Below are 19,781 nucleotides of genomic sequence, written 5' to 3'. Positions count from 1 at the left end.
GTGTGTGAAGACGACACGAACCGAAAGTTCGCATCGCTCACGAACGCAACACACAAATCTATCGCATACCCATTCGCTGGCACGTGACCGCAAGGCACGCACCGGCTACCGAATTTCTTGACGACCATAGAGCATTGGAACCACCTGATCCCATCCCGAACTCAGCAGTGAAACGATGCATCGCCGATGGTAGTGTGGGGTTTCTCCATGTGAGAGTAGGTCATCGTCAAGATTAAATTCCGAAACCCCTATCTGCTGATGCAGGTAGGGGTTTTGTTTTTAGTAGAAGTCATCGATTTTACCGACACGTTGCTGTTGAACGGGTTGGTCACAGAATTTCTTGACGACCATAGAGCATTGGAACCACCTGATCCCATCCCGAACTCAGAAGTGAAACGATGCATCGCCGATGGTAGTGTGGGGTTTCCCCATGTGAGAGTAGGTCATCGTCAAGATTGAATTCCCCAAAACCCCTGTCTGCCTCAGCAGACAGGGGTTTTGTCGTTTAGGGCCGGTAATCGGATCGAGCCTCCGATTAATGGCGACGCCCCGGCAAACCCCCAGCGCCGTTGCTATGCTGTGATAGTCGGGCACTGGCGACCAAAGGGGCCCGCGACGTCACTGGTCATGGGGATTCCAATAATGAAAAACCCTTATGCTCCCGGCTTTTGGTGTGCCCTTGCGGCTTTGCTGCTGCTTTCGGCCACTTACTTCTATGGCGTCATGCTCACCCACCAAATCGACAAAGCGCTGCTGTTCCTCGATAGCGCGGCGGCCTTGATCGGCGTGATATCCATTGCAATCGTGGCCTGGGCATCGCTTCAGGGGCAACGCATCAAGAAGAAACACCTTGAGCAAGGCAAAACCCTGGTGCTGATTTGGGACACCAAGGTCGCGCTGCGACGTGTCGAAACGGTGTTCGACCGTTATTTCTGGGGTAGCTATTGGCAGCCTGGCCGCACATTCCAGGAAGTCATGGGAGAGCTCACCGGTACCCCGCTGGAAAAAAGCCTGGAAGCCCTGAAAACCCAATGCGCTGCCCTCGACAAACAAGTCACCCAGGATGGTTGGCATTGGCTCAACAACGCCCGAGAGCTGTGTGACGTGGCTAACGCCATGGCCCGTGAACGCTACCAACTGGATTTCTGCGATACACGCGCAGACTCATCGGGGGCCGCGGTGATCAATCGCGATTTCGAAGTGCTGGTGTACACCTGGACGGCCCGGCTCAAGACTTTCGACCATCAGCTCGATGAGATCGAAGTCCAATATTCGTAGACCACCTCTCAAGAAAACGTTTTTACCCCTTTAAACATTGGGCCCGCAGGTGTGCCTGATGGTAATCTCCCCTTCCTCTTTACGGCGTCGAGCCACACCCTTTGCGGGTCAGGGAAGACGACGGCTTTCTTCAACCATGGATATCGATCGGGTCACTCATGAATAAATCAGCAAGCGTACTTCTGGGAATCGTTGTAGCTGTTGGTGCTATCAGCGCGGGCGGCGCTTGGTACACCGGAACCAAACTCGAAGGCGTGTTGACGAACGCTATTGCCGATAGCAACAAACAAATGCAGACAGCCTTGGCCGGGTCCAACAGCACCGCCACCCTGGAGCTGGTTTCCATGGACCGTGGAACGTTCAGCAGCACTGCCCACTACCGCCTCAAGGGTGAAGGCGAGATATTCGGTGGTGAGCCGATCGAGCTGCTCTTCGTTGACCGGATCGAACACGGCCCACTGCCGTTCTCGCGCTTGATAACGCTCAAGTGGCTGCCGGTCATGGCCACCAGTCATACCGCCCTCGAGCGCAATCCATTGACTGACAAGTGGTTCGCCGCCACCAAGGATCAATCGCCGCTCCAAGGTGTGGTCAACCTGGGTTACGACCAATCCATCAATGGCACCTACGAGCTGCTGCCGTTGGACACCAAGCTGGACGAGCAATCCCAGCTCACCTTCTCTGGCCTGAAAATCGATCTGGCCGCCAGCGCCCAGGCACAGAAGGTCAAGGCCGACGGCTACATGGACAGCTTCAAGTTGACTACCGTTGCCGAAGACCAGACTCCGGTGCAGGTCGAGCTGAACGGCCTGACATTGGCCAGCAACCTGAGCAAAAGCTCCTACGGTTACTACATGGGTGACAACACCCTGTTGTTGAGCAGCACCAAGGCCACCTTCGGTGAGCCGAAGTCGGTGCTGGGCCTGAAGAACTTCGAGATGAAGAACAGCAGCACCGAGAGCGGCACCAGCGCTTCGGGGCGTGCCGATTACAAGCTCGGTGAGCTGTCGTTCAACGACAAGACCATCGGTTCGGCGCAAATGGCGGTCAGCCTGAAGAACCTGGACATCCCGGCTACCATGTCGCTGATGCAGATTTACCAGACCAAGCTGCAACCCTACGAAAAAGCCGCTGCCGAGGCCGCTGCTGCCGGTGAGCCGGCGCCAGAGCTGAGCCTGACCGAAGCTGAAGAGGCGCAGGTCAAGGCTGATCTGGAGAAGCTCCTGGCCGGTGCCCCGCAAGTGGCGTTGGAAAACCTGTCGTTCAGCACCGCCAACGGTGAAAGCCGCGCCAACCTGATCGTTGATCTGGCCAAGCCACAGTCCATGGACCTGCCACCGGATGAACTGGGACGTCAATTGCTCGCCCTGCTGGATTTCAACCTCAAGGTCTCCAAGCCGATGCTGGTGGACCTGATGACGGTACAAGCGCAGATGGAAGGCCAGACCGATGCCAAGCTGATCGCTGATCAGGCCACTGCCACCAGCGATATGTTCAGCGCCATGGCCGTTGGTACAGAGCTGGCGAAACTTGAAGGCAACGATGTGGTTACCAAGCTGCACTACGCCAACAATCAGGTCGATTTCAACGGCCAGAAGATGACCGTTGAACAATTCACCGCCTTCGTCATGAGCAAGCTGGGCGGCGGCGTAGCCGTTCAGTAACGCCCTCGAGCAACACCCAAACCCGGCCCGTGCATTGCGCACGGGCCGGGTTTTTTTATGTTCAACGATCCCCCGCGCCGAAATCTGCATCGATTCTGAAGAATTGTGGCGTTCTGAAAAATCACCTGCCCGAGAGTGCAAGACTAGGCCCATTAGAGCTTGGCTGGATTCCTTTGATCCGGCTTCCTGTTTGATGGGCAAGGGGGCACTGCGACCCGGCTGGCCATGTAAGGATGCTGACGAATGCCGCGTACTGTGGGTCCTTTTGTGCAACGTGGTTTGCGCCCGTTGTTTCGCGTCGCACTGTGCAGTCAATTGTGCTGGCCGATGCTGGCGTTTGCCGATACGGCCTATGACCAGATGGTGCTCGACGCCCGTGCCGGCCATTACACGCCCGCGCTGACCGCGTTGCGCCAGGTGCCGGCTGCCCAGGCCAGCACCGCGCAGATCAGTGATCACCTGCAGATTGCCAGTTGGGCCGGCCTCGACGCTGAGGTGGTGGCGGTCTATGAGGCCCAGGGCCGCAATCGAGCGCTGCCCGTCCAGGCGTTGACCGCTACGGCTCGCGCCTACCGTAACCTCAAGCGTTGGGATTCGGCGGCCGAGCTGTACCGCCAGGCTTTGGTGATCGATCCCCAGAACCCCGACCTGCAACTCGGCCTGGCCTTGACCCAGGCCGACGCAGGCCAGCCCGACGAAGCCGTCACTCGCGCCAAGGCCATGGTCGCCGCCAAACCGGCAGATCCAATGCGTCGACTGGCACTGGGTTATGCCCTGACCCGCGCCAACGACCCCCACGAAGCGCTGTTCGAATACGACCAGGCCTTCAGCCGCGCCGGCAGCAGCCCGGAGGTTGCGCGCGAATATATTTATGCCCTGCAACGCGCGCGGCTGCCTGAGCCGGCGCTGCGCCTGGCGCGCTTGCAGCCGGGGTTGATCGAGCGTGGCGTGCAGCGGCGCCTGGAGGGTGACGTGGCGGCCGAGCGGGTGCGCCTGGCGGACATGGCCAGCCGCAGCGAACAGGAGCGCTTCGTCATTGCCGACCGCGCCCTGGCCGACTACGACAAGTTGCTCGCCACCTGGACCCCGGTGGCAGAGGCCCATGACGACGTACTCCGTTGGCGCATCGACCGCATGGGCGCCCTCAATGCCCGCGCCCGCCGGGCTGAAGTGATTGCCGAGTACCAGAAGTTGATCGCCGAGGGCGTAAGCATTCCTACCTATGCCCTGCGCTGGGTGGCCTCTTCCTATCTGGAGCAGCGTGAACCGGAGATCGCCGTCGATCTGTACCGCCGGGTCCTGAGCGCGCCGGATGCCGATCCTGCGGAGCGTTTTGAAGACAGCACCGCGCTCTACTACGCGTTGCTGGAAAGTGAAAAATCCGAAGAGGCCCGTGCACTCGCCGAAGAGATGGCGAAGGCCCAGCGCCCGCGCATCGAACTCAAGGGCCTGCCGATCGGCAATCCCAACGATGAATGGATGGACGCCCAGCAACTCGCCGCCCAGGCCGGCACGTACGGCGCCGACCTGCCTTCTGCCGAGGCGCGCCTGGAAACCCTGGTCAACCAAGGCCCCGGCAACACCGGCATGCGTCTGGCCCAGGCCGATCTGTACCAGGCCCGTGACTGGCCACGCCGTTCGGAAAACCTGCTCAAGGAAGTCGAGGCGACGATTCCGCGCAACCGTGACCTGGAAATCGCCCAGGCCCGCGCCGCCATGGATCTGCAGGAATGGCGGCAGATGGATGCACTGACCGACGACGTGGTCGCCCGCTACCCGGAAAACGCCCATGTCAAACGCCTGCAACGCCAGCGCGAGGTACACGACATGGCCGAGCTGCGCATCGAAGCCTACACCGGCAAGAGCTATGGCGGTGGCAACGGTGACGCCGGTGCAGTCACTGGCAGCCGGGATTTTGGTATCGAAACCCTGCTCTACAGCCCGCCCATCGATGAGGATTGGCGGCTGTTCGGCGGTGCTGGCTATGCCACCGGTGATTTCGAGGAAGGCACCGGCCACCATCGTTGGCAGCGTCTGGGTGTGGAGCGTCGCACCCGCGACATGACGCTGGAGGCGGAAGTCTCCAACCATTCCTATGGTTCCGGCGACAAGCAGGGCGCGCGCGTGGCCGTGGCGCGGGATATCGACGACCACTGGCAGTACGGCGGCAGCCTGGACTATCTCTCGGCCAATACCCCGCTGCGGGCGCTCAACAGCGGCGTCCGCGCCAATGGCGGCAGTGGTTTCGTCCGTTGGCGCGCCAATGAAAGCCGCGAGTGGCGACTGGCTGTCAGCCCGTCCCATTTCAGCGATGGCAATAACCGCCTCGAAACCCTGCTGACCGGCCACGAGGGCATCTACAGCGCTCCGCGCCTGCAAGTGGAGTTGGGTCTGGAAGTGGGCGCCAGCCGCAACAGTGGTTCCAACGAAGTGCCTTATTTCAATCCGAAAGCGGATTTCAGCGTCATGCCGACCGTGAGCGCCAACCACGTGTTGTATCGCCGCTACGAGACCACTTGGAGCCAGCAGTTCCAGGTCGGTGCCGGTACCTACAGCCAGCGCGACTACAACACCGCGGCCATGGGATTGCTCAGCTACGGCCAGCGTTTCATCTGGAACGACGTGCTAGAGGCAGGTGCCGCACTGAGCTGGCTCAACCGCCCCTACGACGGCGATCGCGAAAGCGATGTGCGCCTGCTTGTCGACCTCACCTATCGCTTCTAGAAGAGTTTGAAGATGCCTGTCATTTCGCGATTCATCCTTCTGCTGGGGGTCTTGCTGATCAGTGCTTGTGCCCAGCAAGCCCCGGCGTTCACGCCTCCCGCGCAGCGCCCGGTGGCGGCCAATGATGCCCCGTGGCCGAAGAACCATGTGCTAGGCATCGCCTATCACGATGTCAACGACCGAGACCCCGACCAGGCGCTGGTGGCCGTGCGTACCGAACGCTTGATCGAACAACTGGCGTGGCTGCGGGAGAACAACTACCAGCCGGTCACGGTGGACCAGATCATCACGGCCCGCAATGGCGGCCCGGAACTGCCACCCCGTGCGGTGCTGCTGAGTTTCGATGACGGCTACTCAAGCTTCTACACCCGTGTCATGCCTATCCTGCGCGCCTATAACTGGCCGGCGATCCTCGCCCCGGTCGGCAGTTGGGTGGATACGCCGCTGAACCAGACGGTGGATTTCGCCGGGGTGCCGCGCAAGCGTTCCGAGTTCCTGACCTGGGAGCAGATTCGCGAGGTGTCGAAATCGGGCCTGGTGGAAATCGCCGCCCACACCGACGCCAACCACAAAGGCATCCTCGCCAATCCGCAAGGCAACCAGCAACCCGCCGCGACCACCCGGCGCTACGATCCGGTTACCGGTCGCTATGAGACCGAGGCCGATTTCCAGGTGCGTCTGCGCAAGGACGTGACGGCCATTTCCGAGAAGATTCGCAAGGTCACCGGCTACAGTCCGCGCGTCTGGGTCTGGCCTTACGGGGAAGCCGACGGCACGGCGTTGCAGGTGATTGGCAGCGAGGGCTATCAGATGGCCCTGACCCTGGAGGATGGGCTCGACAGCCTGGATAACCTGATGAGCGGCCCACGCTTTTTGGTGGCGTCCGATCCGGATGGTGCTCATTTCGCCGAAAGCATCGTGTCGGTGCAGACGATTGACCCGATGCGCGTGGTGCATGTCGACCTGGATTACGTCTACGACCCGGACCCGGTGCAGCAGGAAGCCAATGTCGGCAAGTTGGTCCAGCGCATTTCCGACCTGGGCGCCAATACGGTATTCCTGCAAGCCTTCGCCGACCCGAAAGGCGATGGTCTCGTACACTCGTTGTACTTCCCCAACCGTCACTTGCCGGTACGCGCTGACCTGTTCGACCGGGTTGCGTGGCAGTTGCGTACCCGGGCCAATGCCAAGGTCTATGCCTGGATGCCGGTGCTCAGTTTCGCCCTGGACGCGAAGCTGCCCCGGGTCCAGCGCTGGGATCCGCAAACCGGCAAGACCGGCGTCGCCCCGGACCAGTACGTGCGCCTGTCGCCATTCGACCCGAAGGTGCGCAAGGTCATCGGCGAGATCTATGAGGACCTGGCGCGGATGAGCTCGTTGGATGGCGTCTTGTACCATGATGACGCGGTGTTCTCCGACTTCGAGGATGCCAGCCCCGCGGCCCTGAAAGTCTATGCCGCCAACGGTCTGTCGACGTCCATTGCCGCTCTGCGCGACGATCCTGTGGCGATGCAACGCTGGACCCGCTTCAAGAGCCGCTACCTGATCGACTTCACCCACGAGCTCACCGCCAAGGTGCGGGCAATTCGCGGCCCACAGGTGCTGACGGCGCGCAACATCTTTGCCGAACCGATGCTCAACCCGGAAAGCGAAGCCTGGTTCGCCCAGAACCTCGACGACTTCCTCGGCGCCTATGACTGGACGGCTCCGATGGCCATGCCGCTGATGGAAAAGCAGACCCGCGCTCAATCCGGCCCTTGGCTCGAGCGCCTGGTGGATACCGTCAAGGCTCGCCCCGGCGCGCTCAAGCGCACGGTGTTCGAACTGCAGGCGCGCGACTGGCACAGCAAACCGGTCAGCGACATCGACGGCGAACAACTGGCCGACTGGATGGGGCGCCTCAAGCGCCAAGGCGTGACCAGTTTCGGCTACTACCCGGACAACTTCATCGAAGACCAGCCTGCCGTGAAAGCCGTACGGCCGGCGCTCTCCAACAAGTGGAATCCTTGACATGCTCGACAGACTGCTCGCCCTGCTGGTGCTGGCGATCGTCCTTGGGGTGCCCCTGGGCCTGATTTTCCTGGTCACCGGGCAATTCCTGATGGACTTCGTGTTCTTTTACCCGCTGTTCATGTCTGGGCTGTGGATCGCCGGCGGCCTGTATTTCTGGCTGCACTGGGAGCGCCACTGGCCGTGGAAGGACGACACTCTGCCACCGCCCCTGGCGGGCGAGCCGTTGATCAGCATCCTGATCCCGTGCTTCAACGAAGGCGATAACGTCGCCGATACCATTCACGCGGCGCTGGGTCAGCATTATCCGAACATCGAAGTCATCGCCATCAACGATGGCTCCAAAGACAACACCGCCCAGATGCTCGACCAATTGGCGGCTGAAGACCCGCGCCTGCGCGTGCTGCACCTGGCGGAAAACCAGGGCAAGGCCGTGGCCCTGCGCATGGGTGCCATCGCGGCGCGCAGTGAATACCTGGTGTGCATCGATGGTGACGCGCTGCTGGCGCCGAATACCTGTGCTTACCTGGTGGCGCCGATGCTGGACAACGCCCGCCTCGGCGCAGTGACCGGCAACCCGCGCATCCGCACCCGTTCGACCCTGGTGGGCCGGGTCCAGGTCGGCGAGTTCTCCTCGATCATTGGCCTGATCAAGCGCACCCAGCGGGTTTTCGGGCGGATCTTCACCGTGTCCGGCGTGATCGTCGCGTTCCGTCGCACGGCCCTGCATCGGGTTGGCTACTGGAGCCCGGACATGATCACCGAAGACATCGATATCAGCTGGAAGCTGCAACTGGATCACTGGAGCATCTTCTACGAACCCCGCGCGCTGTGCTGGATCCTCATGCCCGAAACCCTGCGTGGCCTGTGGCGCCAACGTCTGCGCTGGGCCCAGGGTGGCGCCGAGGTGTTGTTCAAGAACATCCGTGGCATCTGGCAATACCGTCACCGCTACCTGTGGCCGCTGTTGTTCGAGTACTGCCTGTCCACCGGTTGGGCGTTCACGTTCCTGCTGTCGGTGATTTTCTGGGGCGCCGGCAAATTCGTCGAGATGCCAGCGGCCATCGCCGTGGATCACCTGATGCCGCCGGCCTTCACCGGGCTGTTGCTGGCGGTGGTGTGCCTGCTGCAGTTCGCGGTGAGCATCCTCATCGATCGGCGCTACGAAAAAGGCCTGTGGCACATCATGTTCTGGGTGGTCTGGTACCCGTTGGTGTTCTGGCTGATCAGCCTTTTCACCACCCTGGTGAGCTTTCCAAAAGTGCTGTTCGGGCAGCATCAGAAGCGTGCGCGCTGGATCAGTCCGGATCGCGGTATCAAACCGTTCGATGATCAGGAAGAGGAAGTGATCCGATGAAAATTATCAGGACCCGGCAACGGCCTTTTCTGGTGGTCATCGATGCGTTTTTTACCGTGCTGGCGTGGGTGGGGTTGTTGTACTTGCTGGTCACTGGACTATGGCCATTGTTCGACAGCCAGGCTGGCCCGCGTCTGGGCGGGGCGTTGTTCGACACCCTGGGAACCTTGCAGATCTATGGTTGGATCGCGTTGGTCAACGCGGTGCTGTTGATTACCTGGGCGCGTTATCAGCAGCGCAAAAGCCGCAGCTTTGCCCAGCGTCGGCTGCCGGCTCCGGTGGTGGATGACCAGGGCTTGAGCGCCAGTTTCAAGTTGAGCGGCGAGCGCCTGGATACCTTGCGCCAGCCCGGCTCGAAGATTATTCACAACAACCAGGACGGCGACATCAGCCACGTAGTGCCGCATTTCCACCTGCTCAGCCCCGACTTGCAACCACCGCCCCTGGCGCCACTGGAGCGGCCCCGTGTGATTCACCTGCCGGCCGATCAGTCCGTGCATTGATGCAAGCTGAGCGCACGCCATCGCGAGCAGGCTCGCTCCCACAGGAGATTTGGGGTGACGTCCAGATCTACGTGGAAAAATCCCTGATCAGCCGCCATGCCTCATCCACTGGCAACGGTTGTTTCATTCGCTGTGCCAACGCCGCCATGGCCCGGCCTTCATCGCAGGCCACTGCGGCGGCAACCAGGCCATTCTTGCCCAGCAGGGCAATAAACGGCGGATGCTCGGGCGTGCCCTTGAATTCCACCTCGTCCCAATGTTCGGCGTGGCCGAGATAGTCGTAGCGTTTGCCGAAGTGATAGGTCCAGAAAAATGGCACGTCCAGATAGCGTTCGTCACCGCCGAGCATGTTCGCGGCGGCGATGCGGGCCTGTTGCTGGGCCAGGCGCCAGTGCTCGATGCGCTGGGGCTGGCCGTTCAGGGGGAAGGTCGCGATATCACCAGCGGCCCATAAGCCATCAGCCACGCGCATGCCCGCGTCAACGGACAGTGACTGGTCCTGTTCCCTTGGCAATTGGGCAAACGGCTCGGTGGCCGGGCGTACGCCGACGCCGATGATCACCAGGTCCGCGGCAAGGCGCTGGCCGTTGTCCAGCACCACGGCTTCGACCTTGCCCGCCCCCTCGATCCGCGCCGCTTCGCTGTCGCATCTGTACACCACGCCGTTGGCCCGATGCCGGGCCAGGATGGCTTGGCCGACGCTCTCGCCCAATTGCGCGGCGAACGGCACCGGATGCCGGGCAGCGACGGTGACGTTCAGCTCGCGCTTGCGCAGGGATGAGGCCACTTCCATGGCGATGAAACTGTCGCCAATGATCACCGCCCGTTGTCCTGGCCGGACAGTGTCGAGAATCTGCCGGGCGTGGGCGATCGAACGCAGCACGAAGACTTGCGGCAAATCGATGCCGGACAGCGCCGGCGTCTTCGGCACCCCGCCTGTGGCAATGAGTGCGGCGTCGTAGCCCAGGTGCCGGCCATCGGCGAGCTGGATTTGCCGGGCATCGGGGTCCAGATGGGTGACCTCGCCATGAAGCCTTTCGATGCGTTGCTGGGTGAAATATGTTTCATCGCGCAGCGACGAAGTCTCATCGACTGTCATGTCGCCCGCCAACACATACTTGCTCAACACCGTACGGTCATAGCCGGCCTCGGCTTCACGGTCGATCAACTGGATTCGTCCGCCAAAACCCTTCTCGCGCAACGCCGCCGCGCAAGCGGTGCCGGCCGCACCGGCGCCGATGATGACGAACGTGCGGGAGTCATCGGCTGGCGGAACCTTGTCGGTCGGCAGCGGTTGATCGTCGACCCAGACGTCACCGTCCCGGATCTCGACGTGATAGCGCGCCAGGCTATCGAGGGCCGGCGGTTCACACAGGGCGCCATCTTCAGTTCGGAACGCCGCTTTGTGCCACGGGCAAATCAGCCTTCCGTGGCACACTGCACCCTTGGCCAGTGGTGCGCCGGCATGCGGGCATTTGCCCTGGAAGGCGCGCACCTGATCGCCTGAGCGCAGCAGCAGGATGGGCGTGTCATTGATTTTGACTTCGAGGCCGCGGTCTTCGCGAACATCGGCGAAATGGGCGACTTGATGCAGAGACATGGTCGTTCTCCGGCAGGCGTTTCCCTTTGGAGTCGCAAGGCCGGGACGAGTTTCAGCATAATTGTCACTGCAACCTTGGCGAAGCTGCGGCTATAGTTCGCAAGCCGTCCATGGCCTGACACGCACAAGGTGCCCCGGTATGACCCGATTGAACTCTCTCACCCCCTGGCTGGCGGCCGTCGCCCTGGTGCTGTGCGCACAAGGGGCTGCCCAGGCTGAGGAGCGTTTTACCCTCAGCATCCCCGGCGTGTCGGACGACCGCCTCTTCACGGCAGCTGCAGCCAGTGATGCCAACACCTGTGGTGGCAAGAACATTTCCCCGGCCCTGAGCTGGAACGCCGGTCCTCCCGGCACCCTCAGCTACGCCATCGTCATGTTGGACCCGGACGGTCAAAGGGGCCAAGGGGTTGACCACTGGATCCACTACGGCATCAAGGCCAGCACACGGCAGATTCCGGCGGGCGCCGGCACCAAATCCTCGTTGGAAGGCATGAGCGGCATCAACAGCAAGAACACTCACGGCTACATAGGCCCTTGCCCGCCTATCGGCGACAGCGCTCACCACTACCTGATCCAGCTTTTCGCCCTGGACCTGCCACCGGAAGCCCTGCCTGCCGATCTCACCCGTGCCCAACTGATGGAAAAAATCAAAGGCCACGTACTGCGCAACAGCAGTGTCGTGCGCCGTTACCACCGCTGACCCAGGACAACACAAACCCCCCTGTTTAAACCAGGGGATAGGGTTCAGAGGGGGCTTGTTCCCGCTGGGCTGCGAAGCGGCCCCCCACCATAAAATTGGCATCATGGGCCAAAAGCGAGCACTATCGAGCCCCTGTTCACTCATGCCGGAGGATGGCGATGACGCAGAAACCCGACGGCATCGCCCGCCTCCTGAACTGCCCTACCAAGGGCGATGAAATACGCCGGGCCATTGCCCAGAGCCGCAAGGATTTCCTGCCTGCCGACGAGGCCGAAGACGCCGAGCCAGGCCAGCCACCGGTGCAACCAGTGGACAATGATCGCGACGACTGAGCCGTCGCCTCTCTCAAACTTATTGTTCAAACCTGCCTATGACTGCCACCACTGTTTTACCCGGTGACCGATTCAGCCGATCCGATTACAAGACCCTGGGCCTGGCCGCCCTGGGTGGCGCGCTGGAGATCTACGATTTCATCATCTTCGTCTTCTTCGCCCTGACCCTTAGCCAATTGTTCTTCCCGCCGGAAATGCCCGATTGGCTGCGCTTGCTGCAAAGCTTCGGGATTTTCGCCACCGGCTACCTGGCCCGGCCCTTGGGCGGCATTCTCATGGCGCATTTCGCCGATCGCCTGGGCCGCAAGCGGGTATTCAGCCTGAGCATCCTGATGATGGCCTTGCCGTGCCTGCTCATCGGAGTGATGCCGACCTACGCGCAAATCGGTTATTTCGCCCCGTTGCTATTGCTGGCGCTGCGTATCCTGCAGGGCGCGGCGGTGGGCGGCGAGGTGCCAAGCGCCTGGGTGTTCGTGGCCGAACATGCACCGCTGCATCATCGCGGCTATGCCCTGGGCTTCCTCCAGGCCGGCCTGACCTTCGGCTACTTGCTGGGCGCCCTGACCGCCACAGCGCTGGCGCGGATCTATACGCCGGCGGAGATCCTCGATTACGCCTGGCGCCTGCCGTTCCTGCTCGGCGGGGTCTTCGGCGTGATCGGCGTCTGGTTGCGTCGCTGGCTGAGCGAAACGCCGATCTTCATGGCCCTGCAAGCCAATCGCGAAGGCGCTGCGGAACTGCCGTTGCGCACAGTCCTGCGCGATCACCGCCAGGCCTTGCTGCCGGCCGCGATCCTGACCTGTGTGCTGACCTCGGCCGTGGTGGTGTTCGTGGTCATCACCCCCACCGTGATGCAGAAAAGCTTCGGCATGACCCCCAGCCACACCTTCGCCCTGAGCAGCCTGGGCATCGTGTTCCTGAACATCGGCTGCGTCCTGGCCGGCCTCATCGTCGACCGCATCGGCGCCTGGCGCACTGTCATGCTCTACAGCCTGCTGTTGCCCATGGGCATCGCCGTGCTCTACGCCAGCCTGATCAGCGGCAGCACCTGGCTGGGCCTGGCCTACGCCGTGGCCGGCCTGGGTTGCGGCGTGGTCGGCGCGGTGCCTTCGGTGATGGTCAGCCTGTTCCCGCCGAAGATCCGCGTGTCCGGCATCTCGCTCACCTACAACATCGCCTATGCGTTGTGGGCGAGCATGACGCCGTTGATGCTGATCGCCCTGGTGCCGTGGAGCCCATGGGTGTGCGTAGGGTATTGCGTTGTGATGGGCGCGGTGGGTGTGGCTGCGGCGGCGTATTTCCCGGGGCGGCATGGGAAGGTTGAGCCGGTATCTTTGGCTTGCGAGTCGTAAAGATCCTGCTCAAGAGTCGCTTGTTCAAAACGTAACCACTAAGTACTCCTTAGTGGTTCGCCAGGAACGTCATGTTAGCGACCTCTGCCCTCGTCGTAGTTACAGCAACCGCCGCTGCACTGCCTCTTCCAACGTGCTACGTGTCAGCGCCTGCACCACGTCGCGAGTGTCCTGCTGGAACGGAATGCCAAAAATCAGCACCAGATGCATCCAGGTCCGCACCGACTCACTCTTCTGCACGCGCCCCAGTTCCTTGCCGTCCTTGTCCTTGAACACCGTTTCGAGGGTGAAGGTGTTTTCGGCCGTGGAGGGAATCACGAAGAAGGTCGCGCCGGTGATGATGGCCGAGGCCATGCTGAACTGTTCGTTGTTGCTCAAGGTGGCTTCGGCGTAGATGTCCGACTCGACCTTGTCGGTGCTGACCCGCGCGAAGCGCCCGGAATCGCGGAACGTCTCGGCCACGGAGGTTTCCCAAGCGCTGGCCTGGGCACCCGAAGCAGCCACGGCCGGGCCACTGTTGACCTGGTTCTGCGCTGTGGTGCGCAGGAAAGCGCTGGGTTTGGCGGCTGGCGTGGCGGCGGCTGGTGGCCAGGTTTTCACGTCAGGCAATTCGTGTTGCGAGTAGGACACGCAACCGGTCAGTAGGACGGCGGCCAGCACCAGGCTGTGTTTGATGAAACCCATCATGTGTTGCTCCTTATTGTTTGGCCAGGCGCGCGGTAGCGGTGTCCAGCAGTTGTGCGACCAACTGGTTCATTTGCTGGGCGCCCATGGTTGGCGCCCAGTATTCGCGGCCATACAGGCCAACGTTGCGCTCGAGCTTGACCTCTTCCTTGGCCGCAGCCAGTTCCTTGCCGTCGCGGTCGACGATCACCAGGTTGCCGGCAACGTCGAAACTGTCGACGTAGATAGGACCGTTAACCCAGATCCAGACCGTCAGCGTCAGCAACGCGCCGGGGAAGTAGCCCGGGTGCGGGGCGCGATGGCCTTTGAGGGAAGTCATGTTGAATTTGAGCAGCACGTCGTTCTCGCCCAGGCGCGTCGGGTATTCGGTGACTTGCTTGAAGTAGCCGCCAGTTTGCACGTACTGGTTGAGCTGGGCCGTGAGCGAGCGGCTGATGGCCGTGCGCGTGGCATCGTTGACATCGGGGGCAGTCACGGCGACATCGGCGATTTGTGCGATACGTGGGCTGCTGACGGGAGCCGGGTGCTGCGGAGCGCCCACTGGGCCGGTGACGGTATAAGACACGCAGCCGGTCATCGACAGGGTGGCGATGAGGGCGGAGGCCTTGAGGAGTGTTTTGAACACGGAATGTCCTTATAGGATTGATGGCACTTTAATGTCTCGACTTGGGGGGCGGTAACTTGAGGGAAAACCACAAAGGTATCAAGGGGCTGGAGAGGAAAATGGCGAGGCTTGTCAGCCGCCGGAAAATATTTTCGACCGGTTAACCCGAACCGTAAGTGCCTTGCGTCTGAGCTCGTGTACGGATCATTCATTCACGAGGTTCAGTCCATGTCCCGTCCACTCCCCTTTATGCGTCCTGCTGCCCAGGGCTTCGCCGTGACTTTGCTGGTGGCGTTGGCCGGTTGTGGGTTGTCTTCCCGAGAGGCTGCCAGGCCGTCCGAGTCGGTGCCTGTGGCGCCCAGCGTGGTACCGCAAGGCGAGCTCGCCGAAGCGCGCCAGCCGACGGCCAAGCGCATGCTCATGAAGCCGGCTGCGATGCCCGCTCCCAGCGTGGCGAACGATGCCGTCGCCGCCGGTTACCGCGCCGAATCGCGTGAACAGTACGAAAAACTGCCGGACAACCCGATCCACAGCGTGGCCGAAACGCCGGTCTCGACCTTCAGCGTGGATGTCGATACCGGCAGTTACGCCAATGTGCGCCGTTTGCTCAATCAAGGCAGTCTTCCGCCCGAAGGGGCCGTGCGACTGGAGGAAATGGTCAACTACTTCCCTTACAACTACGCCCTGCCCACCGACGGTTCGCCCTTTGGCGTGACCACCGAAGTGGCCCCATCGCCGTGGAACCCCCACACCCGCTTGCTACGCATCGGCATCAAGGCCAGCGACCGCGCCGTGGCGGATCTGGCGCCGGCCAACCTGGTCTTCCTGGTGGACGTTTCCGGTTCCATGGACCGTCGCGAAGGCCTGCCGTTGGTCAAGAGCACATTGAAATTGCTGGTGGATCAATTACGCGACCAGGACCGGGTGTCCCTGGTGGTCTATGCCGGTGAGTCCCGGGTGGTGCTCAAGCCCACCTCGGGGCGCGACAAGGTGACAATCCGCAACGCCATCGATCAACTCGACGCCGGTGGTTCCACCGCAGGCGCATCGGGTATCGAACTGGCTTATCAAATGGCTCGGGAGAGCTTTATCGACAAGGGCATCAATCGCATCCTGCTGGCCACCGATGGTGATTTCAACGTCGGTATCAGTGATTTCGACAGCCTCAAGCAAATGGCGGTGGACCAGCGTAAAAGCGGCGTCTCCCTGACGACGCTGGGCTTCGGTGTGGATAACTACAATGAACACCTGATGGAGCAACTGGCCGACGCCGGTGACGGCAACTACGCCTACATCGATAACCTGCTCGAAGCGCGCAAGGTGTTGGTGGACCAGCTCAGCTCAACCCTGGCGGTGGTGGCGCGGGATGTGAAGTTGCAGGTGGAGTTCAACCCCGCCCAGGTCAGTGAGTATCGCCTGTTGGGGTATGAGAACCGCGCACTCAAGCGTGAGGACTTCAACAACGACAAGGTCGATGCGGGTGAGATCGGCGCCGGACATACGGTGACGGCGTTGTATGAAATTGTCCCGAAAGGCGAGCAGGGCTGGTTGGAGCCGTTGCGTTATGCCAACACGCCCAAGCTGGACGGCAAGTCAGCAGAGCTGGCGATGTTGCGCGTACGCTACAAGCCCGCCGAGGGTGGCAGTAGCCGGTTGATCGAGCATCCTATCGACAGCGCGCCAAACGATGCCAAGACCAGCGATGACTTGCGCTTCTCGGCCGCTGTGGCTGCGTTTGCCCAGCAGCTCAAGGGCGATGGACGCTACACTGGGACGATGACCTTGAAGGACACCGCGCAATTAGCGCGCTCGGCCCGCGGCGATGATCCGTTTGGGCTGCGTGCCGAGTTTGTGCAGTTGGTGGAACTGGCCCAGAGTCTCGAGCCTGCGGTCAAGCGCTGATCTCGAGCACAACGGATCAAATGTGGGAGCAAGCCTGCTCGCGATTGCGGTGGGCCAGTCACCATCATTGTTGACTGACCTGACGCCATCGCGAGCAGGCTCGCTCCCACAGAATCCTCTGCAATTTGCAAGATTGTTCCACATCGAAAGGAGTTCGCCACCCACATGCCCGCTGCGCTTGATCCTCCCAGCGACGAATCGCTGCTGACCCGCTACCGCAACGGCGACAAGGCTTCTTTTGAAGTCCTCTACGCCCGTCATAGGTTAGGGCTTTACCGTTTCCTCGTGTCCTTGAGCAACAAGGCCGAACTGGCCGAGGAAGTCTTCCAGGAGACCTGGCTCAGCCTGATCCGCAGCACCACCCAGCCACAAGGCCGGGCGAGTTTTCGTACCTGGCTATTCCAGATTGCCCGCAACCGCTTGATCGATCACTGGCGCAAACACGGGGTCCACAACCCGTTGCACGACAGTTACGACGAGCAGCTTCACGTCCAGCCCGACGACACCAATAGTCCTGAGCAACAGCTGAGCCTGAGTCGCGACCAGGCCCGTCTCGATGCGGCGTTGCAGGCCTTGCCCGAAGATCAGCGGGAAGTCTTCCTGCTGCGCCTGCACGGCGACCTGGAGCTGCCACAGATCGCCGCCTTGACCGGCGCCCCGCTGGAAACGGTCAAAAGCCGCTTGCGTTACGCCCAGCAGAAATTGCATCGACTGCTGGCCGAGGAGGTACCCGCATGATTGATTCCAAACATATCCCGGATCCCGACGACGAAAGGCTGATCGAGCATTTCCGTCAACACGCCAGCGGCGAGCCTCCGGCCTCCCTGGACGCCTTCATTCTGGCCACCGCCCGCCGCGAAGCCCCGACACCGACGCCAAGCCTATGGCAACGCTGGCTGCAAGCCTGCCAACGGCCGCGCTGGCAAATGGCATTCGCCACAGTCGCCGGCGTGGCGCTGATGATTGGCCTGGTGCTGCGTTCGCCCGTGCCTCATGACGAGCTGTCCTCACCCGCCTCGATGGAGCTTTCCGCCGATCGGCAAGCGCCCGCCGTTGCCGCTGCACCGCCGCCGGCCATGCCCGCTCCTGCACCGATCACCCGCATGGCGCCCCAAGGCGAACTGGCCCGGGCCCCGGCAAGCCCGATGCAATCATTGGTGGAAAAACCAGCGGCGAAGATGAGCAAATCCGCGCCGGCTGCGCAGCCATCGCTGGAGCAAGGCTTGCTGGAAATCCTGCGCTTGCGCGAGGCGGGTGAGAGTAAGGCTGCTGATGAGAAGCTGCTGGCGCTGCACAAGCGTTTTCCCAAGGAAGACCTGCCGGCGCGGTTGGAGGCACTGCAAAAGCGTTGAGTAAACCTGCGTCGCTAAAAGCGTCCAGGTCCTGGCGACCTGGGCGCTTTTTTTTGCAAGGGGGTAACCTGGTTTAACGAGGGGCAGGCGTCCACTCACTCGACGATGACGTCAACTGCCCAACTGAAATAACCCGCCACTTCACACTGGCTGTTCACCAACATAAACCTCAACTCACTGCTCTCCTTGCCTTGACTGAGCGGTCGGCAACGCCAGAAGTGATCATCAGTCTGTTGGGGGATGGGTTGGGTGAGGTTTTCGACGTCGATGGCCGGTACGGTCTGATCGGCGTTTACCACCAACTCCGGCGCTGGCAGAACTTCTCCAGTCTCGACCGCAAATTCATAGAGCACCACGCTGTGCTCGGCTCGAAGGGCGATGGTGCGACTGCGTAGATGGGTGATCCGACCGAGACTTATGGGCAGCCCCCTGCTGTCGATTTTTGTATTGGACAGAAGGGCGCCTCCAAGAAGGAAAATGAAATGCTCATCAATGGGCGTTGGCGTATTCGGATCCTGGCTGGCCTGTGGATAACGCGAGAGCAGTGTCTCGGCGTCAACGATAAGGGAAACATGCGCAGTGCCTGTTTCGCTGGAAATAGCGCTGGGTTCGGTAGACATCACGGCTTCCTTTCATGATGTTGGCGGTAGTCGCGGCCGCTTTGGTAGAGCGAAACATCCTGTTTGGTCGCAGCGGCCGCGAGTTTGGTTGGCCCCTTGTCGCCAAGGGGCCGGCTACATCAGTTGTGAATGGAAATGAACGGGTCCCACGAGCAGCAGGCGACGATGCTGCAGTTGCGGTCGACGATCAGGAAGTTGAAGTGATAGGTCACTCGGCCACAAGCCAGGGTTTCCGAAGACCAGTAGTGGTTATCGACCTTTTGGCAACTGGGGACTGACGGGTTGCTGGTGTTGGGTACCGCGACGCAAGCGGTAGCCTTGCGCGGCGAGGGTGGGGAGATCAATTCGTTGCCCGCGTTGCCGATGAACTTGTAGAAGATCACCGCCGTTTCGAAACTCTGCGACAGGCTGGTTTCACGCCAGCGGATCAGATCGCCGACCTGGGCCTTCAAGTCGAGTTCGCCACCAGCCTGGCCGCTCACCACGTTGTCCTGGTTCGTCACCATGTATACGTGCTTGAAGTCGATCAGCGTTGGCGAGTTGGGGTTTTTACTAATGTTCGGGTAGTTTTTCAGGATGGTTTCAGTATCGATTGAAACCAGCACATCCGTGACTCGAGACATTATGAAGCTCCTTGATAGTAGGTCTTTGGCCTCGTGCCAAAAGACAATTACGTTTCACCGCGTCGCGGCCTGCGTGTGCACTATCGGAAGGAATTTTTTTGTCACGGATACGAGCTGGCCTGGCTCCATGCCGACTGGCTGACGATTCAGGTTCCTTCCTGCAGGTCGCGATGGTGACTATAGGTCGGATCAGGAAGCTGTCAAAAAACAAAATCATATTAACGAGGGCGCGCTCGGTGCTTCTGGATTTGCGCATCTGATGTGCTGGCTCGTGGACAACCAAAAACCAAAAAACCCGCACAGGGCGGGCTTCTTGGGGTGTTTCGTAGACTGTCCGGGACAGGTCTAGAATGGGATATGGTGCACCAGGCGGGATTCGAACCCACGACCCCTGCCTTCGGAGGGCAGTACTCTATCCAGCTGAGCTACTGGTGCGACGCGGGCGCCATGATACTCATATGCATGGCGGGCGTCCA

17 protein-coding genes, 1 tRNA gene and 2 rRNA genes are annotated in these 19,781 nt (G+C 61.2%); 14 read left to right on the top strand and 6 right to left on the bottom strand.

Annotated elements, in window-relative coordinates:
- Positions 1-116 precede the first annotated feature (116 nt).
- From rrf (GN234_RS17455) to pgaD, 8 genes are all read left to right on the top strand, one after another.
- A 5S ribosomal RNA gene (gene rrf / locus GN234_RS17455) occupies positions 117-232 on the top strand.
- Positions 233-339: 107 nt separating this feature from the next.
- Positions 340-455 (top strand): 5S ribosomal RNA (gene rrf, locus GN234_RS17450).
- A 187-nt stretch (positions 456-642) separates the two neighbouring features.
- Positions 643-1,278 carry a hypothetical protein gene (locus GN234_RS17445; protein WP_025569814.1) on the top strand — a complete coding sequence of 212 codons (636 nt, stop codon included), beginning with the start codon at positions 643-645 and terminating at the stop codon, positions 1,276-1,278.
- Between the two features lie 158 nt (positions 1,279-1,436).
- Positions 1,437-2,942, top strand: coding sequence for a YdgA family protein (locus GN234_RS17440; RefSeq protein ID WP_109756581.1), 1,506 nt, complete (start codon positions 1,437-1,439; stop codon positions 2,940-2,942).
- A gap of 243 nt (positions 2,943-3,185) precedes the next feature.
- A complete protein-coding gene (gene pgaA, locus GN234_RS17435; RefSeq protein WP_176688824.1) occupies positions 3,186-5,666 on the top strand; it encodes a poly-beta-1,6 N-acetyl-D-glucosamine export porin PgaA in 2,481 nt (826 codons plus the stop codon).
- Between the two features lie 12 nt (positions 5,667-5,678).
- Positions 5,679-7,676, top strand: coding sequence for a poly-beta-1,6-N-acetyl-D-glucosamine N-deacetylase PgaB (gene pgaB, locus GN234_RS17430; RefSeq protein ID WP_176688823.1), 1,998 nt, complete (start codon positions 5,679-5,681; stop codon positions 7,674-7,676).
- 1 nt (position 7,677) lies between these two features.
- Entirely contained in the window at positions 7,678-9,033 is a 1,356-nt protein-coding gene (gene pgaC / locus GN234_RS17425; protein ID WP_046065579.1) for a poly-beta-1,6-N-acetyl-D-glucosamine synthase, read from the top strand.
- The gene (pgaD, locus tag GN234_RS17420) at positions 9,030-9,536 is read left to right on the top strand and encodes a poly-beta-1,6-N-acetyl-D-glucosamine biosynthesis protein PgaD (RefSeq protein WP_163855857.1); all 507 of its coding nucleotides are present in this window, start codon (positions 9,030-9,032) and stop codon (positions 9,534-9,536) included. Before pgaC ends, pgaD begins: the two co-directional genes overlap by 4 nt.
- Positions 9,537-9,603: 67 nt before the next feature.
- Here pgaD and GN234_RS17415 read toward each other — a convergent pair whose 3' ends face one another.
- On the bottom strand, positions 9,604-11,136 hold the full coding sequence (locus tag GN234_RS17415) for an FAD-dependent oxidoreductase (protein ID WP_176688822.1): 1,533 nt from the start codon (positions 11,134-11,136) through the stop codon (positions 9,604-9,606).
- A gap of 139 nt (positions 11,137-11,275) precedes the next feature.
- Here GN234_RS17415 and GN234_RS17410 point away from each other — a divergent pair, with 139 nt between their 5' ends.
- The 3 genes from GN234_RS17410 to GN234_RS17400 all read left to right on the top strand — a co-directional run bounded on the left by GN234_RS17410 (position 11,276) and on the right by GN234_RS17400 (position 13,520).
- The gene (locus GN234_RS17410) at positions 11,276-11,836 is read left to right on the top strand and encodes a YbhB/YbcL family Raf kinase inhibitor-like protein (protein WP_116833887.1); all 561 of its coding nucleotides are present in this window, start codon (positions 11,276-11,278) and stop codon (positions 11,834-11,836) included.
- A gap of 158 nt (positions 11,837-11,994) precedes the next feature.
- Positions 11,995-12,168: a hypothetical protein gene (locus GN234_RS17405; RefSeq protein WP_162893884.1), complete on the top strand. Its 174-nt coding sequence runs from the start codon at positions 11,995-11,997 to the stop codon at positions 12,166-12,168.
- A gap of 38 nt (positions 12,169-12,206) precedes the next feature.
- Positions 12,207-13,520, top strand: a complete 1,314-nt coding sequence (locus tag GN234_RS17400; RefSeq protein ID WP_116833888.1) for an MFS transporter — start codon at positions 12,207-12,209, stop codon at positions 13,518-13,520.
- 99 nt (positions 13,521-13,619) lie between these two features.
- On the opposite strand, the gene GN234_RS17395 is transcribed toward GN234_RS17400, so the two are convergent.
- Both GN234_RS17395 and GN234_RS17390 read right to left on the bottom strand, forming a co-directional pair.
- Positions 13,620-14,207, bottom strand: a complete 588-nt coding sequence (locus GN234_RS17395) for a hypothetical protein (RefSeq protein ID WP_109756574.1) — start codon at positions 14,205-14,207, stop codon at positions 13,620-13,622.
- A 10-nt stretch (positions 14,208-14,217) separates the two neighbouring features.
- Positions 14,218-14,829 carry a hypothetical protein gene (locus GN234_RS17390; RefSeq protein ID WP_176688821.1) on the bottom strand — a complete coding sequence of 204 codons (612 nt, stop codon included), beginning with the start codon at positions 14,827-14,829 and terminating at the stop codon, positions 14,218-14,220.
- A 207-nt stretch (positions 14,830-15,036) separates the two neighbouring features.
- Between GN234_RS17390 and GN234_RS17385 the strand changes: the two genes are divergently transcribed.
- The 3 genes from GN234_RS17385 (at position 15,037) to GN234_RS17375 (ending at position 18,062) form a co-directional block, all read left to right on the top strand.
- A complete protein-coding gene (locus tag GN234_RS17385; RefSeq protein WP_176688820.1) occupies positions 15,037-16,710 on the top strand; it encodes a vWA domain-containing protein in 1,674 nt (557 codons plus the stop codon).
- 165 nt (positions 16,711-16,875) lie between these two features.
- Complete coding sequence (locus GN234_RS17380; RefSeq protein ID WP_109756570.1) at positions 16,876-17,448, top strand: RNA polymerase sigma factor; 573 nt, start codon at positions 16,876-16,878, stop codon at positions 17,446-17,448.
- Entirely contained in the window at positions 17,445-18,062 is a 618-nt protein-coding gene (locus GN234_RS17375) for a hypothetical protein (protein WP_109756569.1), read from the top strand. The genes GN234_RS17380 and GN234_RS17375 overlap by 4 nt, the downstream gene beginning before the upstream one ends.
- A gap of 95 nt (positions 18,063-18,157) precedes the next feature.
- Here the strand turns inward: GN234_RS17375 and GN234_RS17370 are convergent, their stop codons facing one another.
- From GN234_RS17370 to GN234_RS17360, 3 genes are all read right to left on the bottom strand, one after another.
- The gene (locus GN234_RS17370; protein WP_109756568.1) at positions 18,158-18,682 is read right to left on the bottom strand and encodes an AidA/PixA family protein; all 525 of its coding nucleotides are present in this window, start codon (positions 18,680-18,682) and stop codon (positions 18,158-18,160) included.
- A gap of 119 nt (positions 18,683-18,801) precedes the next feature.
- Entirely contained in the window at positions 18,802-19,305 is a 504-nt protein-coding gene (locus GN234_RS17365) for an inclusion body family protein (RefSeq protein WP_018606623.1), read from the bottom strand.
- A gap of 358 nt (positions 19,306-19,663) precedes the next feature.
- Positions 19,664-19,740, bottom strand: a tRNA-Arg gene (locus GN234_RS17360).
- Positions 19,741-19,781 lie beyond the last annotated feature (41 nt).

It is taken from the genome of Pseudomonas bijieensis (assembly GCF_013347965.1).
In the GTDB taxonomy this organism is placed as follows: Bacteria; Pseudomonadota; Gammaproteobacteria; order Pseudomonadales; family Pseudomonadaceae; genus Aquipseudomonas; species Aquipseudomonas bijieensis.
This window is presented reverse-complemented; position numbering and strand designations above follow the sequence as displayed.

Coding starts and splice junctions, on each gene's coding strand:
- GN234_RS17400 (WP_116833888.1), top strand. CDS start 12,207: ATGACTGCCACCACTGTTTTACCCGGTGACCGATTCAGCCGATCCGAT.
- GN234_RS17375 (WP_109756569.1), top strand. CDS start 17,445: ATGATTGATTCCAAACATATCCCGGATCCCGACGACGAAAGGCTGATC.
- GN234_RS17415 (WP_176688822.1), bottom strand. CDS start 11,136: ATGTCTCTGCATCAAGTCGCCCATTTCGCCGATGTTCGCGAAGACCGC.
- pgaA (WP_176688824.1), top strand. CDS start 3,186: ATGCCGCGTACTGTGGGTCCTTTTGTGCAACGTGGTTTGCGCCCGTTG.
- GN234_RS17395 (WP_109756574.1), bottom strand. CDS start 14,207: ATGATGGGTTTCATCAAACACAGCCTGGTGCTGGCCGCCGTCCTACTG.
- pgaB (WP_176688823.1), top strand. CDS start 5,679: ATGCCTGTCATTTCGCGATTCATCCTTCTGCTGGGGGTCTTGCTGATC.
- GN234_RS17385 (WP_176688820.1), top strand. CDS start 15,037: ATGTCCCGTCCACTCCCCTTTATGCGTCCTGCTGCCCAGGGCTTCGCC.
- GN234_RS17445 (WP_025569814.1), top strand. CDS start 643: ATGAAAAACCCTTATGCTCCCGGCTTTTGGTGTGCCCTTGCGGCTTTG.
- pgaC (WP_046065579.1), top strand. CDS start 7,678: ATGCTCGACAGACTGCTCGCCCTGCTGGTGCTGGCGATCGTCCTTGGG.
- pgaD (WP_163855857.1), top strand. CDS start 9,030: ATGAAAATTATCAGGACCCGGCAACGGCCTTTTCTGGTGGTCATCGAT.
- GN234_RS17405 (WP_162893884.1), top strand. CDS start 11,995: ATGACGCAGAAACCCGACGGCATCGCCCGCCTCCTGAACTGCCCTACC.
- GN234_RS17365 (WP_018606623.1), bottom strand. CDS start 19,305: ATGTCTCGAGTCACGGATGTGCTGGTTTCAATCGATACTGAAACCATC.
- GN234_RS17370 (WP_109756568.1), bottom strand. CDS start 18,682: ATGTCTACCGAACCCAGCGCTATTTCCAGCGAAACAGGCACTGCGCAT.
- GN234_RS17440 (WP_109756581.1), top strand. CDS start 1,437: ATGAATAAATCAGCAAGCGTACTTCTGGGAATCGTTGTAGCTGTTGGT.
- GN234_RS17380 (WP_109756570.1), top strand. CDS start 16,876: ATGCCCGCTGCGCTTGATCCTCCCAGCGACGAATCGCTGCTGACCCGC.
- GN234_RS17410 (WP_116833887.1), top strand. CDS start 11,276: ATGACCCGATTGAACTCTCTCACCCCCTGGCTGGCGGCCGTCGCCCTG.